Below are 13598 nucleotides of genomic sequence, written 5' to 3'. Positions count from 1 at the left end.
TCAACAGACACGGAGAAATCACATGTTCTGGGAGAAAAAGCTGGCGCAGTGGGTGGACGATGTAAAAACGAGGGCGAACTTGCCAGCGCGCCTTGTGCTGTGGGACGGCCAGCAACATGACTTCGGGCAGTTCGCCGCGCCTCAGGTCACGCTGCACGTCAAAAGCGCCACGGCGCTGCCCTATCTGCTCGAACCGAGCCTCGACAATCTCGGCGAGGCGTACGTCAAGGGCAAGATCGACATCGAAGGCAAGCTGTCGGACATCATCAATATCAGCTACCAGCTTGCGCGCAGCACCGTCACCAGTGCGAGCAAGCTGGCGCGCGTGCGGCGCTACTTCAATCATTCGAAAGCGTCGGACAAGAAGGCGATCCAGTATCACTACGACGTCTCGAACGAGTTCTACAAGCTGTGGCTCGACGAGAACATGGTGTACTCGTGTGCGTACTTCGAAAACGGCGACGAGGATCTCGCCACCGCGCAGATCAAGAAGATCGACCACATCCTCACCAAGATCCAGTTGCAGCCGGGGCAGCGCCTGCTCGACATCGGCTGCGGCTGGGGCGCGCTCGTATTGCGTGCGGCACGGAAATTCGGCGCGAAGTGCGTGGGCGTGACGCTCTCGCAGAATCAGTACGATCTCGCCACCGCTCGCGTGAAAGCCGCGGGCCTCGAAAGCCAGATCGAGATTCGTCTGCAGGATTACCGCGACGTCGTCGGGCAATTCGACCGCATCACCAGCGTCGGCATGTTCGAGCACGTCGGCCGCAAGAATCTGCCGGGCTACTTCGAGAAGATCCGCGACCTGCTGGTCGACGACGGCATCGCGATGAATCACGGCATCACGTCGAGCGATGCGGACAGCGGCGAAACCGCGCTCGGCGGCGGCGAATTCATCGACCGCTATGTGTTCCCGGACGGAGAACTGCCGCACATCAGCCTCGCGCTCGAATCGATGCAGCGCGGCGGGCTCGAAGCGGTTGACGTGGAAAGCCTGCGCCGTCACTATGCGCACACGCTGGAAATCTGGGCGGAGAACTTCGAGGCGCATGCGGAGGAAGCCCGCAGTCTGGTCGACGACGAAAAATTCCGCATCTGGCGCGTGTATCTGGCCGGCTGCGCGTATGCGTTCGAGAACGACGACGTGTCCATCTACCAGGTGGTGTGCCGCAAAGCCGGCCGCAGCGCGAAAACCTTACCATGGTCGCGCCGCTATATGTACGAGAAACCGCTGTGATACGGGTACGCCGCCACGACTTGCCGTGGCGGCGTACCCAGGTTGCGTGACGGGGTGGCGTCCATTGGCGGCCCGACGTGGCGCAACCTTTGAACAGCAGGCCGAACATCGATGGACCGGAGCGGGACGAGTGAAGTGGGAGAGCCGGTGAACGGCGAGCATGACGCGGCAGCCGAGGCTGGGCAATTCGATCTGTTCGGCATGCCGGTGGAGCCCGCGCCATCGCCATCGAAAGCGGCTCAAATCGCACAAGCGGAGCGCCCGGCCGTTCCCGCCGACGCCCCCAAAAAACGCCGCGCCCGCGAGGTGCTGGCGGCCACGCCCTCGCCGGAGCTTCTCGCGCTCGCCGCCGAACTGCCGCCGCAAGTCCACCTCGGCACCTCGACTTGGTCGTTTCCCGGTTGGAACGGCATCGTCTACGGCGACGAATACAGCAACAGCAAACTCTCGCGCGAAGGTCTCGCGGCCTACGGCGCGCATCCGCTGCTCAAGACGGTCAGCATCGACCGGTCGTTTTATCAGGCGCTCACCGTCACCGAGTATTTGCGCTACGCGCAGCAAGTGCCGGCGCATTTCCGCTTCATCGTGAAGGCGCCGATGACGATCACCGACGCCACCGTGCGCGCCGAACGCGGCGAGCCGGTCTCGCTGAACCCGTGTTTTCTGAATGCGCAAATGGCGATCGACGACTTCGTCACGCCATGTCTCGAAGGACTCGGCGCGAAAGCCGGCGCATTGGTGTTTCAGTTATCGCCGTTGCCCGATCAGATGCTGGCCGAGCCGGCGGCGTTCATCGAACGCCTCGCCGAATTCCTCGCGGCATTGCCGACGTTGCCCGAAGGCACCTGCTACGCAATCGAAATCCGCGACGCCAGTTTGCTGACGCCGCGCTTTATCCGCACGCTGAAGGCGGCGGGCGTGCGCTATTGCGTCGGCATTCACGCGCGCATGCCCGACCCGCTGCGCCAGGCCGCGGCGCTCGCGCTGCTGGACGGCGAGCCGGCCGGGCCGCTGATCGTGCGCTGGAGTCTGCACGGCGGCTTCAAATACGAACAGGCGAAGGCGAAGTACGAACCGTTCGATCGACTGGTGGACCAGGACCCGGCCACGCGCGCGTCGCTCGCCGAACTGGCCGCGCGCTACGCGCTGGCCGGCCAGCCGGTGGTGATCGCGGTCAACAATAAAGCGGAAGGGTCCGCGCCGCTCAGTTGCGTCGAACTGGCGCGGGCGATCGTCGAGGCGTATGCGCGGCTGGCTCACGAGCATGAGCATGACCCAATGCAGCCGGCGCCCGGCGAACATGAACGAAACGAAAGCGGCGAACCAGGCTAGGCGAACCCTCGCTCAACGAGGGCTCGTTGGCTATCGCCTGGCTGAATCGAACCACCGCTCCGCTCAACTCGCCTTGACGCGATGCGCGAACTTCTGGCGAAACTTCGCGACTTTCGGCGCCACCACGAACGAGCAATATCCCTGGTTCGGATGCTGCGCGAAATAGTTCTGATGATAGGCCTCGGCAGGCCAGTAGTTGCCGTCGAGCGGCAGCACTTGCGTGACGATCTGCCCGTCGTAAATGCCTTGTTCGCCGATCTCGCGAATCGCCTGTAGCGCCGTTTCGCGCTGCGCGTCCGAATGCGTGAAGATCACCGAGCGATATTGCGTGCCGACGTCGTTGCCCTGCCGATTCAATTGCGTCGGATCGTGGATCGCAAAGAAGATATCCAGGATCTCGCGATAACCGATCTTCGCCGGGTCGAAGTCGACGTTCACGACTTCCGCGTGGCCGGTCACGCCATCGCATACCTGCTCGTAGGTCGGATGCTGCGTATGACCGCCCGCATAGCCCGACTCCACCGAGTTCACGCCATCGACGCCCAGATATACCGCTTCGAGGCACCAGAAACACCCGCCACCGAGGGTGGCGACTTCGCCTGTCTGACTCATGCTGCTCGCTCCTTGAGACTCATAGTCGGCCGATGCCGGTCCCCGCGTGGCCGCAACGCTCATGCCCATCGCGGCGTTCCAGCTTAGCGGGTTTTCCACATACCGGCAGGGGTCGCGGCCAATCCCGCCGCGATTGCAGTTAAAATTGGGACAAATCGACGATTTTCACTATGACTTTCGAATCATTTGTTTCCGGCCGCACGCGCGATGGGTTCAGCCTTGGATTCTCAAGGCTTGCGTCGAAGGCTTTCATCCGATGAAGCGCGCCAGCCCGCCCAACTTCGACCAGAACGCCTTCAAGCAGGCGCTCAGCCAATTCGCCACCGGCGTCACCGTCATTACAACGCGTGCGGAGTCCGGCCAATTGATCGGCATCACGGCCAGCTCGTTCAATTCGGTTTCGCTCAATCCGCCGCTGGTGCTGTGGAGTCTCGCCACGCGCTCGGCGTCGATGCCGGTATTCCGCGCCAACAGCCACTACGTGGTCAACGTGCTGGCCGGCTCGCAACTCGATCTGTGCAAGCGCTTCGCCACCGTGAAGGGGGATCGCTTCGAAGGCGTGTCGCACGCGCAAGGCGATACCGGCATGCCGGTGCTCGACGGCGCGCTCGCCTGGTTCGAATGCCATAACCGCAGCCGCTACGAAGAAGGCGACCACGTGATTTTCGTCGGCGAGGTGGAGCGCTGCGGCGTGCATGAGCATGTCGCGGAGGTGTCGCCGCTGGTGTTCCAGAACGGCCAGTTCCACGGACTCAAACCGCTCTGAAGGCGACGCCCTGTTTTACACGCGGTACATGTAGGCCATGCAGCATGACCGGCGATGTGGGAAGCGTCCGATACACGCATGGCACTTCGGGGCTTGCGCGATCGGCGGTGGATTCAACGATCGTTATGCGACGCGCCATGCCCACCGGTTTTCGTCACCAGCGACACCGGCACGCCTGAATCTTCCTTGAGCGTCTGCAGCACGATATTCGAGCGAATATCCATCACGCCCGGCGCTTTATAGAGGCGATGCAGCACGAAATCCGAATAGTGCTTGAGGTTGTGCGCGAGCACGCGCAGCAGGTAATGCGTTTCGCCGGTCACGACGAATGCGCCGACCACTTCGGGCCAATCCTGCAGCGCCTGTGCAAAACGCTCGTGCCAGTTCTCCTGGTCGTTGCGCATCGACACCTGCACGAACGCCTCCAGTTCAAAACCCAACACTTCGCGATTCAGACACGCGCGGTAATGTTCGATGACGCCCTGCTCTTCCAGGAGGCGCAAGCGGCGCAGACACGCCGACGGCGAGAGCGAGATGCGCTCCGCGAGATCCAGATTGCTGATGCGTCCTTCCTGCTGAAGCACCGCCAGAATACGGCAATCGGTGGCGTCGAGCGAGATCGCGTTCATATTCGGTCTCCCTTTCCCATTTGACTCAAATTATGTTCCAAGACAACGCGTAGAAGGAGATTTTTTCGCAATCACATTTCGCGGCAAGCCACCTATCATTCCCGGATAGACAAAACACCGCAGATGGAGATATGGACACACTCTGGGACATCACCCCCGCCGTCGATACCGCGACGCCGGTCTGGCCGGGCGACACGCCGGTCGGCATAGAACGCGTGTGGCGCATGGAGGCGGGCTCGCCGGTCAACGTCGCGCGGCTGACCTTGTCGCCGCACACCGGCGCTCACACCGACGCCCCGCTGCACTACGACGCCGAGGGCGCCGCTATCGGCCACGTGCCACTCGACGCCTACCTGGGCCGCTGCCGGGTGATTCATTGCATCGGCGCCTCGCCTGTTGTCACGCCACAACACCTGAACGGTTCGCTCGACGATCTGCCGCCGCGAGTCTTACTGCGCACTTACAGGAACGCGCCCACCGCGGCCTGGGACAGCGCGTTCTGCGCGGTCGCGCCGGAGACCATCGACCTGCTGGCCGCGAAGGGCGTGAAGCTGATCGGCATCGACACGCCGTCGCTCGATCCACAGGAATCGAAAACGATGGACGCTCACCACCGCGTGCGCGCGCATCGCATGGCGATACTCGAAGGCATCGTGCTGGATGCCGTCGCGCCCGGCGACTATGAACTGATCGCGCTGCCGCTGAAGCTGACCACGCTCGACGCGAGCCCGGTGCGCGCGGTGTTGCGCGCGCTGGCCAGCACCCACTGAACGCTTTTCCTGACCGACTGGACCACCATGAACCATCGTGACGAAGCACTGGCGCTCGACCGCGCCGACCCGCTCGCGGCCCTGCGCGACCAGTTCGCGCTGCCGCCGGCCACTATCTATCTGGACGGCAACTCGCTCGGCGTGGCGCCCGCCGCCGCCGCGCAGCGCGCGCAAACCGTGATCGGCGCCGAATGGGGCGAAGGCCTGATCCGCAGCTGGAACAGCGCCGGCTGGTTCGCGTTGCCGCGCCGGCTCGGCAACAAGCTCGCGCCGCTGATCGGCGCGGAGCAGGACGAAGTCGTCATTACCGATACGATTTCGATCAACCTCTTCAAGCTGCTGTCGGCCGCGTTGCGGCTGGCGAATGCGCGCGATCCGAAGCGGCGCGTGATCGTCTCCGAGCGCTCGAATTTCCCGACCGATCTGTACATCGCGCAAGGGCTGATCGAGCAGCTCGATCGCGGCTACGAATTGCGTCTCGTCGACGACCCGTCGGAACTACCCACCGCGATCGACAACGACACGGCCATCGCGATGATCACGCACGTGAACTACCGCACCGGCTATATGCACGACATGGCGGCGGTCACGAAGCTGATCCACGACCAGGGCGCGCTCGCGCTGTGGGACCTCGCGCATTCGGCGGGCGCGGTGCCGGTCGACCTGAACGGCGTCGGTGCCGATTACGCGGTCGGCTGCACGTATAAGTATCTGAACGGCGGACCGGGCTCGCCCGCGTTCGTATGGGTGCCGCAGCGTCACCAGAACGACTTCGCTCAACCGCTGTCCGGCTGGTGGGGTCATCGCGCGCCGTTCAAGATGGACCCGACCTATCAACCGGACGACGGCATCGGCCGCTTCCTGTGCGGCACGCAGCCGATGGTGTCGATGTCGCTGGTCGAATGCGGGCTCGACGTGTTCCTGCAGACCGACATGCAGGCGATCCGCAAGAAATCGCTGGCGTTGACCGATCTGTTCATCGAGCTCGTTGAAACGCGCTGCGGCGAGTTTCCGCTGAAGCTCGTCACGCCGCGCGCGCATCGGCAGCGCGGCTCGCATGCGAGCTTCGAGCATCCGCACGGCTATGAGGTGATGCAGGCGTTGATCGCGCGCGGCGTGATCGGCGACTACCGCGAGCCGCACGTGTTGCGCTTCGGCTTTACGCCGCTGTACACGCGCTTTGTCGACGTGTGGGATGCCGTGGAAACGCTGCGCGACGTGCTCGCGAACGAGACCTGGCGCGCGCCTGAATTCGCCGCACGCGGCGCTGTGACCTGAGGAGCACGCAATGACCGATCACATGCAAACGCCGGGTTTGCCGGAAGAAAAACCGGCGCAGGGGTGCCCGTTTGGGCATGGGCAGACCGCGGCGCCTGGCGCATCCACGAAGTCCGATTCTTCCGGCGACGGCTGGCACGACGCGCAACTCGATTTCTCCGAATCGATGAGCTACGGCGACTATCTGTCGCTGGGAACGGTGCTGAATGCGCAGCATCCGCTGTCGCCGGATCACAACGAGATGCTGTTCATCATCCAGCATCAAACCAGCGAGTTGTGGATGAAGCTCGCACTGTATGAATTGCGCGCGGCGTTGAAGGCGGTGCATCGCGACGAGTTGCCGCCGGCGTTCAAGATGCTCGCGCGCGTCTCGCGGATCATGGAACAACTCGTACAGGCTTGGAGCGTTCTCGCGACGATGACGCCGTCCGAGTACACCGCCATGCGGCCATACCTGGGGAGTTCTTCCGGGTTTCAGTCGTATCAGTACCGGCAGATCGAGTTCCTGCTCGGCAACAAGAACGAGCAGATGCTCAAGCCGCACGCGCATCGCGCGGACGTGCTTGCCGAGGTGAAGGCTTCGCTGGAAGCGCCTTCTTTCTACGACGAGGTGGTGAGGCTGCTTGCGCGTCGCGGGTTTGCGATTTCACCTTCCAGACTGCAGCGCGACTGGACGCAGCCCACCACGCACGATGCTTCCGTCGAGGCGGCCTGGCTCGAGGTCTATCGCAACCCGTCGCAACATTGGGAGTTGTATGAGATGGCCGAGGAACTGGTCGATCTCGAAGACGCGTTTCGCCAGTGGCGGTTCCGGCATGTGACCACGGTGGAACGGATCATCGGCTTCAAGCAAGGCACGGGCGGCACGAGCGGCGCGCCGTACCTGCGAAAGATGCTGGACGTGGTGCTGTTTCCCGAGCTTTGGCATGTGAGGACGATGCTGTAGTCACCTCGCGGTATAGCCCCCATCGATCGGCAAGCAAACACCGCTGATCATCGACGCCGCGTCGCTCAACAAAAACATGATCGGCGCGGCGACCTCGGCGGACTCCGCAAACCGCTGCAAGGGAATCGCCCGCAACGCGGGCTCGCGCTTCGCGGGATCGCTCCATGCCTGCACCGCCATCGGCGTCAACGTGACGGTCGGATTGACGCTGTTCACGCGAATGCCGAACGGCCCGAGTTCGATGCACAACGCGCGCGTCACCGCATCCATCGCCGCCTTGGAAGCCGAATAGCTCAGATGATCGTCCAGCGCGACGAGCGCGGCCTGACTCGACACGTTCACGATACTGCCTGCGCGCCTGGCGTCGATCATCCCGCGCGCCACGTGCTTCGCCACCAGCACGGCGCCACGCGTATTCACCGCCATCACGCGATCGAAACTGGCGGCCGTCGTATCCACCGCGCGTTCGAGCAACGCAATCCCCGCGCAATTCACGAGGCCGTCGAATGGATCGAGCGAGCCCAATGCATCGTCGATCGCGGCTTCGTCGCTGACGTCGAGCGTCAGCGGCTCGCAGCCGGTCTCTTCAGCGAGGCGCGCGAGTTCTTTGACGTTGCGCGCCGCGGCGACCACGTTCGCGCCGGATGCGCACAACGCCTCGACCGTCGCGCGCCCGATTCCGCTCGATGCGCCCGTGACCAGAATCGACTTGCCGGAAAAATCGAAAGTAGCATTCATGATGATTGCAACCGATGCATGACCGGCTTCAACGCCGGATAAAGGTCCGTATAAACGCCGAAGCGCTTTTCGTACAGCGCGAGGCGCGCGGCGTCGGGCTGCGCGCGCTCGATCAGCGTCACCCAGCCGCCCTGCGCTGCCTCGGGCGACACCAAACCGGCGCCCACCCCGGCCAGCAGCGCCGCGCCCATTGCCGCTTCCACTTCCTGCTCGATCGTGTAGACCGGATAGCCGGTGATGTCCGCGATGATCTGCATCCACAGATCCGAATGCGCGGCGCCGCCCACGACGATCAATTTGTCGTCCAGCGACTGCGCGCCTTTGCGTCCCGCCTCGATGTTGTGCTTGAGCGCGAACGACACGCCTTCCAACACCGCGCGGTACAGATGCGCGCGCGTATGGAACAAACTCAGGCCGACAAAAGCGCCGCTCGCCTTCGCGTCCCACACCGGACTGCGCTCGCCCATCAGATACGGCAGGAACATCACGCCATCCGAACCGGCGGCCACCTTCGCGGCGGACTCTTCGAGCAGGCGATGCGGGTCGCCATGCGGCGTCGCGCGCGCGGCCTCGATCTCCGCATGACAGAACTGCTCGCGATACCACGTCACCGACGCGCCCGCCGTGATCGCGCCGCCGAACACGTAGATGTCGCGCTGACCGTTGAACACGTGCGGCATGCTGATCAGGCCATGCCGCGCATCGACGGTCTGGTTGATATAGCCCCAGCACATGCTGGTGCCGATCATCGCGACATGCTGGCCGGCACGCGTGACGCCCGCGGCGAACGTCGCCACCGCCGCGTCCACGCCGCCCGCGACGATCGCCGTGCCCGCTTCGAGTCCGAGTTGTTCGGTCCATTGCGATAGCAGGCCGCCCACCACTTCGGACGATTCCACCAGCCGCTCCGGCATCATGGTCGCCGGAATGCCGAGCATGTCGAGCGCTTCGTCGGACCAGTCGCGCCTGGCGATGTCGTAGATGCCGCCGATATTGCCCGCCGAACTGTGATCGACCGCGACCTCGCCGGTGAGCATATAAATGATGTACGCGTTCGGCGGCAGGAAATAGCGCGTGTGCGACCAGACGTCCGGCTCGTGATCGCGCAGCCACAGCATCTTCGTGTAGCCGTAATAGCTGTCCACGCCGTTGCCGGTGATCGCGTACAGGCGTTCGAGATCGACGTTGCCGCGCACCCATTCGACCTGATCGGTCGCGCGCCGGTCCATCCAGATCAGGCACGGATAGAGCGGCCGCATATCGCTATCGACGGCGATGCCCGAGCCGCCATACAGGCTGCTCACGCACACCGCCTTGACCGATGCCGCCGCGACGCCCGCCTCTTTCGCCTTCGTCACGCAAGCGGCGATGCATTCCACCACCGCCTTGAACCACACCGCGGGCCATTGCTCGGCCCACAGCGGCTTGGGCGTATCCGGCTGATAGCTCGACGCATGCTGCGCGACGATCGCGCCGTGCTGATCGACGAGCAGCGCCTTGGTGCTCTGCGTGCCGATATCGACGCCGATGACGTAGTTCATACTGTCTCCGTTTATATGCCGCTCGCGTTCGCTCGATGCTGTGAACGTTCAGGCGCGCGGCTTCATCAATACCTTGATCGAATCGAGCGAGTCGGCGACCTTGATCGCCTCCTCCCATTCCTCCAACGAAAAGCCGTGCGTGACGATGCCCTTCGAGGTGACGAGTCCGCGCGCCAGCAGATCGATTGCGATCGGATAACAGTAGGGTCCAAGATGCGCGCCGCGCACGTCGAGTTCCTTGCGATCGCCGATCACCGACCAGTCTAGCGTGGTATCCGCGCCGAACACCGAAAACTCGACGAAGCGCCCGAGCTTGCGAATCAGGTCCATGCCCTGGTTCACGCCGACCGGCGCGCCGGTGGTCTCGATGTACACATCGCAACCGTAGCCGTCAGTGAGCGAATGGATGATCGCGAGCGCGTCGTCCTGCTTCGGATTGATCGTCACGTCGGCGCCGTACTCGCGCGCGAGCGCGAGGCGCTCTTCCACCAGATCGATCACGACGAGCTTCTTCGGCGTTTTCAGATGCGCGACTTGCGTCATCATCAGGCCGAGCGGTCCGGCGCCCGCGATCACCACCACGTCGTCGAGCTGCACATCGCCGCGATTGACCGTGTGAATCGCGCAGGCGAGCGGTTCGATGATCGCCGCGTCTTCGAGCGAGATGCCGTCGGGAATCTTGTGGACGATCGCGGTCGGCGGAATGCGCATGTATTCGGCCATGCCGCCGTCCGCGACTTCGCGCTGAAAGCCGAAGATGTTGTGCACCTCGCACATCCAGTATTGGCCGGACTTGCAGTAACGGCACTTGCCGCAGGGCACGATCTGCTCGGCGATCACGCGGTCGCCGGGCTTCACGCCGAAGTGCGCGGCCGCGCCTTCGCCGATCTCCTCGACGAAGCCGAAGAATTCGTGCCCAGGAATCACCGGCGCTTTCACCCACGGGCTCGGGCCGCCCCAGAACATCTTCGCGCCCGAATGGCATTTGCAGTCGCTCGCGCAAATGCCGCACGCGGCGATGCGGATCACCAGTTCATGCGCGCGCGCCTTGGGCTTCGCCACCTGTTCGACCCGATAGTCTTTCGGCGCATGACAGACGATGGCCGTCATGCTCTGCTTGTCAGCTTGAGTGGATTGAGTCATTGCGTGGTCCTGCTTGAAAGAGAAAGTCAGTGGAGAGTTATTTTCTGCGGTCGCGGCTGATGTAGATCGCGAGCAGAATGATTCCGCCCTTGATCACGTTCTGCACGTACGGATTCACGCCGACCATGTTCAGGCCGTTGTTCAATACGCCGAGCAGCAGCGCGCCGATCAACGTGCCGATGATCGAGCCGCGTCCGCCGGAAATCGAGGTGCCGCCCATCACCACCGCCGCGATGGCGTCGAGCTCGAAACCCACGCCCGCGTTCGGCTGGCCGCTCATCAAACGCGCGGTCAGCACGATCGCGGCGAACGCGGAGGTCAAGCCGGCGATCGTGTAGACGATCAGCTTCACGCGCGCCACGCGCACGCCGGACAGACGCGTCGCCTGTTCGTTGCCGCCGATCGCATACACGTAGCGGCCGAACGGCATGCGTTCGAGCAACACCCAGGCGATCGCGTAGATCACCGCCATGATCACGACCGGCGCCTGAATGCCGACAATCTTGCCGCTGCCGAAGAAGCTGACCCAGTCGGGCAAGCCGTCGATCGGATAACCGCCCGTGTAGATCAGCGCGAGGCCGCGGGCGATGCCCATCGTCGCCAGCGTGACGATGATGGGCGGCATGCCGGCGAACGCGACGAAGAAACCGTTGGCCGCGCCAAAGCCGAGACCGACCGCGACGCCGATCGCAAGCGCCGCCACCGCATTCATGCCGGCCACCATCAGGCCGGCGGCGAGCGTGCCCGATAAAGCCATCACCGAACCCACGGAAAGGTCGATGCCGCCGGTCAGAATCACGCAGGTCATGCCCACGGCGATGATCGCGTTGATCGACACCTGGCGCAGCACGTTCTCCAGATTCGCGCCGGAGAGAAAACTATCGCTCGCGAACACCATCACGATGCACACCGCCACCAGGCCGACGAACGGATAGAACAGCGTCGAGCGCTTCAACGCGGCCCAACTGAAACGCAGCGGCGCACCGGGGACGCCCCCGCTGACGGTGGACGTTTTCGGCGAGGAAGAAGGATTAGGCGAGTTCATGGCTTGCTCCACGGGTGCCGGCTGTTGCATAGGTCATCACGGCGTTCGAGTCGATCTGGTCGCCTTCGAGCATGGCTTCGATGCGGCCCTGGCGGAACACGGCGACGCGGTCGCACATGCCGACGATCTCCGGCAATTCGGACGAGATCATGATGATCGAATAGCCGCGCGCGGTGAGTTCGCGCATCAGCAGATAGATTTCGGCTTTCGCGCCGACGTCGATGCCGCGCGTGGGTTCGTCGAAGATCAGGATGTTGGTGTGGTGGTTCAGCCAGCGCGCGATCACCACCTTCTGCTGATTGCCGCCCGAGAGCGTCGCGACTTCGGTGTGCATGGTCGGCGCCTTGACGCCCACGCGTTTCATGATGTCGGCGGTCGCGCGCGCTTCGCTGCGCTGGTCGATGAAAAAACGCAGCGAGCGATATTTGCCGAGGTTGTTGATCGAGATGTTCTGCTTGATCGAGAAATCGGTGATCAGCCCTTCGGTCTTGCGGCTCTCCGGCAGAATGCCGACGCCGGCGCGCAATGCGTCGGCCGGATCGGACAGCTTCGCGGCCGTGCCGTTGATGCGAATCTCCTTCACGTAGGCCGCGTCCGCGCCGATCACGGCGAGCGCGGTTTCGGTGCGCCCCGAGCCGACCAGTCCCGCGAAGCCGAGAATCTCGCCTTCACGCAAATCGAAACTCAGCACCGGACTGTCTTTGCGCAGTTGCAGCTTGTCGACCTGGAGCACGGTTTTCGCATCGGCGGCGAGCGGCGGCTTCGGCGGAAAGCTGTTTTCGATGCGGCGGCCCACCATCATCTCGACGAGCCGGCTCACATCGGATTGCGCGACCTCCGTCATGCCGACGTACTGACCGTCGCGCAGCACGGTAATGCGATCGCACACTTCAAAGATCTCTTCCAGATGATGCGAGATGAAGATCATTGCCACGCCCTGCTTCTTCAGGTCGCGCATGATCGCGAACAGATGCTCGGCTTCCGCGGGCGTGAGCGTCGCGGTGGGTTCGTCGAGAATCAGAATGCGCGCTTCCAGCGACAACGCCTTGCCGATTTCGACGAACTGCTGCTGCGCCACCGACAGCTCGCGAATCGGCACCGACAGATCGATCGCCACGCCGAGCCGCTGAAAGATCGCCGCCGCCGTGCGCCGCATCTTGCCGCGCTCCAGAAGGCCCAAGCCGTTTCTCAACTCGCGGCCGAGAAACATGTTCTCCACCGCGTTCAGATACGGAATCAGGCTGAACTCCTGAAACACGATGCCGACGCCCGCAGCCACCGCGTCGTGATAATTCGTGAAGTGGCGCGCGGCGCCGTCGATCGTGATCGTGCCTTCGTCCGGCTGATAGATGCCGCACAGGATTTTCATCAACGTCGACTTGCCCGCGCCGTTCTCGCCGAGCAACGCGTGAATCTCGCCGCGCGCGATCTCCAGGTGAATGTCTTGCAGCGCCTTCACGCCGGGAAAACTTTTGCTGATGTGTTCGAGCTTGAGTATCGTGTCCATCGGGTCCTCCTTCACGGCTCGCCGACGCGCCCATTCGAACGCGGCACGGCGGCG

13 protein-coding genes are annotated in these 13598 nt (G+C 63.5%); 6 read left to right on the top strand and 7 right to left on the bottom strand.

The window, feature by feature from the left end:
- The first annotated feature begins 22 nt into the window (after window positions 1-22).
- Together BUE39_RS01940 and BUE39_RS01935 are read left to right on the top strand one after the other, a co-directional pair.
- Complete coding sequence (locus BUE39_RS01940) at window positions 23-1237, top strand: SAM-dependent methyltransferase (protein WP_073426980.1); 1215 nt, start codon at window positions 23-25, stop codon at window positions 1235-1237.
- A gap of 111 nt (window positions 1238-1348) precedes the next feature.
- Window positions 1349-2569, top strand: a complete 1221-nt coding sequence (locus BUE39_RS01935; RefSeq protein WP_073426979.1) for a DUF72 domain-containing protein — start codon at window positions 1349-1351, stop codon at window positions 2567-2569.
- A 63-nt stretch (window positions 2570-2632) separates the two neighbouring features.
- Here BUE39_RS01935 and msrA read toward each other — a convergent pair whose 3' ends face one another.
- A complete protein-coding gene (gene msrA / locus BUE39_RS01930; protein ID WP_073426978.1) occupies window positions 2633-3181 on the bottom strand; it encodes a peptide-methionine (S)-S-oxide reductase MsrA in 549 nt (182 codons plus the stop codon).
- 256 nt (window positions 3182-3437) lie between these two features.
- Here msrA and BUE39_RS01925 point away from each other — a divergent pair, with 256 nt between their 5' ends.
- The gene (locus tag BUE39_RS01925; RefSeq protein WP_073427221.1) at window positions 3438-3947 is read left to right on the top strand and encodes a flavin reductase family protein; all 510 of its coding nucleotides are present in this window, start codon (window positions 3438-3440) and stop codon (window positions 3945-3947) included.
- 113 nt (window positions 3948-4060) lie between these two features.
- Here BUE39_RS01925 and BUE39_RS01920 read toward each other — a convergent pair whose 3' ends face one another.
- Window positions 4061-4576, bottom strand: a complete 516-nt coding sequence (locus BUE39_RS01920; protein WP_073426977.1) for an Lrp/AsnC family transcriptional regulator — start codon at window positions 4574-4576, stop codon at window positions 4061-4063.
- A gap of 131 nt (window positions 4577-4707) precedes the next feature.
- Here BUE39_RS01920 and kynB point away from each other — a divergent pair, with 131 nt between their 5' ends.
- From kynB to kynA, 3 genes are read left to right on the top strand one after another with little or no spacing between them, the layout of a single operon-like run.
- Complete coding sequence (kynB, locus tag BUE39_RS01915; protein ID WP_073426976.1) at window positions 4708-5346, top strand: arylformamidase; 639 nt, start codon at window positions 4708-4710, stop codon at window positions 5344-5346.
- Between the two features lie 27 nt (window positions 5347-5373).
- On the top strand, window positions 5374-6624 hold the full coding sequence (gene kynU, locus BUE39_RS01910; RefSeq protein WP_073426975.1) for a kynureninase: 1251 nt from the start codon (window positions 5374-5376) through the stop codon (window positions 6622-6624).
- Window positions 6625-6634: 10 nt separating this feature from the next.
- Entirely contained in the window at window positions 6635-7570 is a 936-nt protein-coding gene (kynA, locus tag BUE39_RS01905; protein ID WP_073426974.1) for a tryptophan 2,3-dioxygenase, read from the top strand.
- On the opposite strand, the gene BUE39_RS01900 is transcribed toward kynA, so the two are convergent.
- Genes BUE39_RS01900 through BUE39_RS01880 form a run of 5 tightly spaced genes read right to left on the bottom strand, consistent with a single transcriptional unit; the run spans window position 7571 to window position 13544 of the window.
- Window positions 7571-8308 (bottom strand): SDR family oxidoreductase, encoded by a 738-nt coding sequence (locus BUE39_RS01900; protein WP_073426973.1) that lies wholly within the window; start codon window positions 8306-8308, stop codon window positions 7571-7573.
- Complete coding sequence (locus BUE39_RS01895; RefSeq protein WP_073426972.1) at window positions 8305-9849, bottom strand: FGGY-family carbohydrate kinase; 1545 nt, start codon at window positions 9847-9849, stop codon at window positions 8305-8307. The genes BUE39_RS01900 and BUE39_RS01895 overlap by 4 nt, the downstream gene beginning before the upstream one ends.
- A gap of 48 nt (window positions 9850-9897) precedes the next feature.
- Window positions 9898-10992, bottom strand: a complete 1095-nt coding sequence (locus tag BUE39_RS01890; protein WP_073426971.1) for an alcohol dehydrogenase catalytic domain-containing protein — start codon at window positions 10990-10992, stop codon at window positions 9898-9900.
- A gap of 37 nt (window positions 10993-11029) precedes the next feature.
- Window positions 11030-12037 (bottom strand): ABC transporter permease, encoded by a 1008-nt coding sequence (locus BUE39_RS01885; protein ID WP_073426970.1) that lies wholly within the window; start codon window positions 12035-12037, stop codon window positions 11030-11032.
- Complete coding sequence (locus tag BUE39_RS01880) at window positions 12024-13544, bottom strand: sugar ABC transporter ATP-binding protein (protein WP_073426969.1); 1521 nt, start codon at window positions 13542-13544, stop codon at window positions 12024-12026. The genes BUE39_RS01885 and BUE39_RS01880 overlap by 14 nt, the downstream gene beginning before the upstream one ends.
- Between the last annotated feature and the right edge of the window lie 54 nt (window positions 13545-13598).

Source organism: Paraburkholderia terricola (genome assembly GCF_900142195.1).
Lineage (GTDB): Bacteria > Pseudomonadota > Gammaproteobacteria > Burkholderiales > Burkholderiaceae > Paraburkholderia > Paraburkholderia terricola.
Note: the sequence above shows the minus strand (reverse complement) of the source record. Positions and strands in the feature narration are given on the sequence as shown.

Bases quoted from the DNA above. Each gene is read 5' to 3' on its own strand.
- kynU (WP_073426975.1), top strand. From the start codon at position 5,374: ATGAACCATCGTGACGAAGCACTGGCGCTCGACCGCGCCGACCCGCTC.
- BUE39_RS01880 (WP_073426969.1), bottom strand. From the start codon at position 13,544: ATGGACACGATACTCAAGCTCGAACACATCAGCAAAAGTTTTCCCGGC.
- BUE39_RS01935 (WP_073426979.1), top strand. From the start codon at position 1,349: ATGGACCGGAGCGGGACGAGTGAAGTGGGAGAGCCGGTGAACGGCGAG.
- BUE39_RS01890 (WP_073426971.1), bottom strand. From the start codon at position 10,992: ATGACTCAATCCACTCAAGCTGACAAGCAGAGCATGACGGCCATCGTC.
- kynA (WP_073426974.1), top strand. From the start codon at position 6,635: ATGACCGATCACATGCAAACGCCGGGTTTGCCGGAAGAAAAACCGGCG.
- msrA (WP_073426978.1), bottom strand. From the start codon at position 3,181: ATGAGTCAGACAGGCGAAGTCGCCACCCTCGGTGGCGGGTGTTTCTGG.
- BUE39_RS01885 (WP_073426970.1), bottom strand. From the start codon at position 12,037: ATGAACTCGCCTAATCCTTCTTCCTCGCCGAAAACGTCCACCGTCAGC.
- BUE39_RS01925 (WP_073427221.1), top strand. From the start codon at position 3,438: ATGAAGCGCGCCAGCCCGCCCAACTTCGACCAGAACGCCTTCAAGCAG.
- kynB (WP_073426976.1), top strand. From the start codon at position 4,708: ATGGACACACTCTGGGACATCACCCCCGCCGTCGATACCGCGACGCCG.
- BUE39_RS01920 (WP_073426977.1), bottom strand. From the start codon at position 4,576: ATGAACGCGATCTCGCTCGACGCCACCGATTGCCGTATTCTGGCGGTG.
- BUE39_RS01900 (WP_073426973.1), bottom strand. From the start codon at position 8,308: ATGAATGCTACTTTCGATTTTTCCGGCAAGTCGATTCTGGTCACGGGC.
- BUE39_RS01940 (WP_073426980.1), top strand. From the start codon at position 23: ATGTTCTGGGAGAAAAAGCTGGCGCAGTGGGTGGACGATGTAAAAACG.
- BUE39_RS01895 (WP_073426972.1), bottom strand. From the start codon at position 9,849: ATGAACTACGTCATCGGCGTCGATATCGGCACGCAGAGCACCAAGGCG.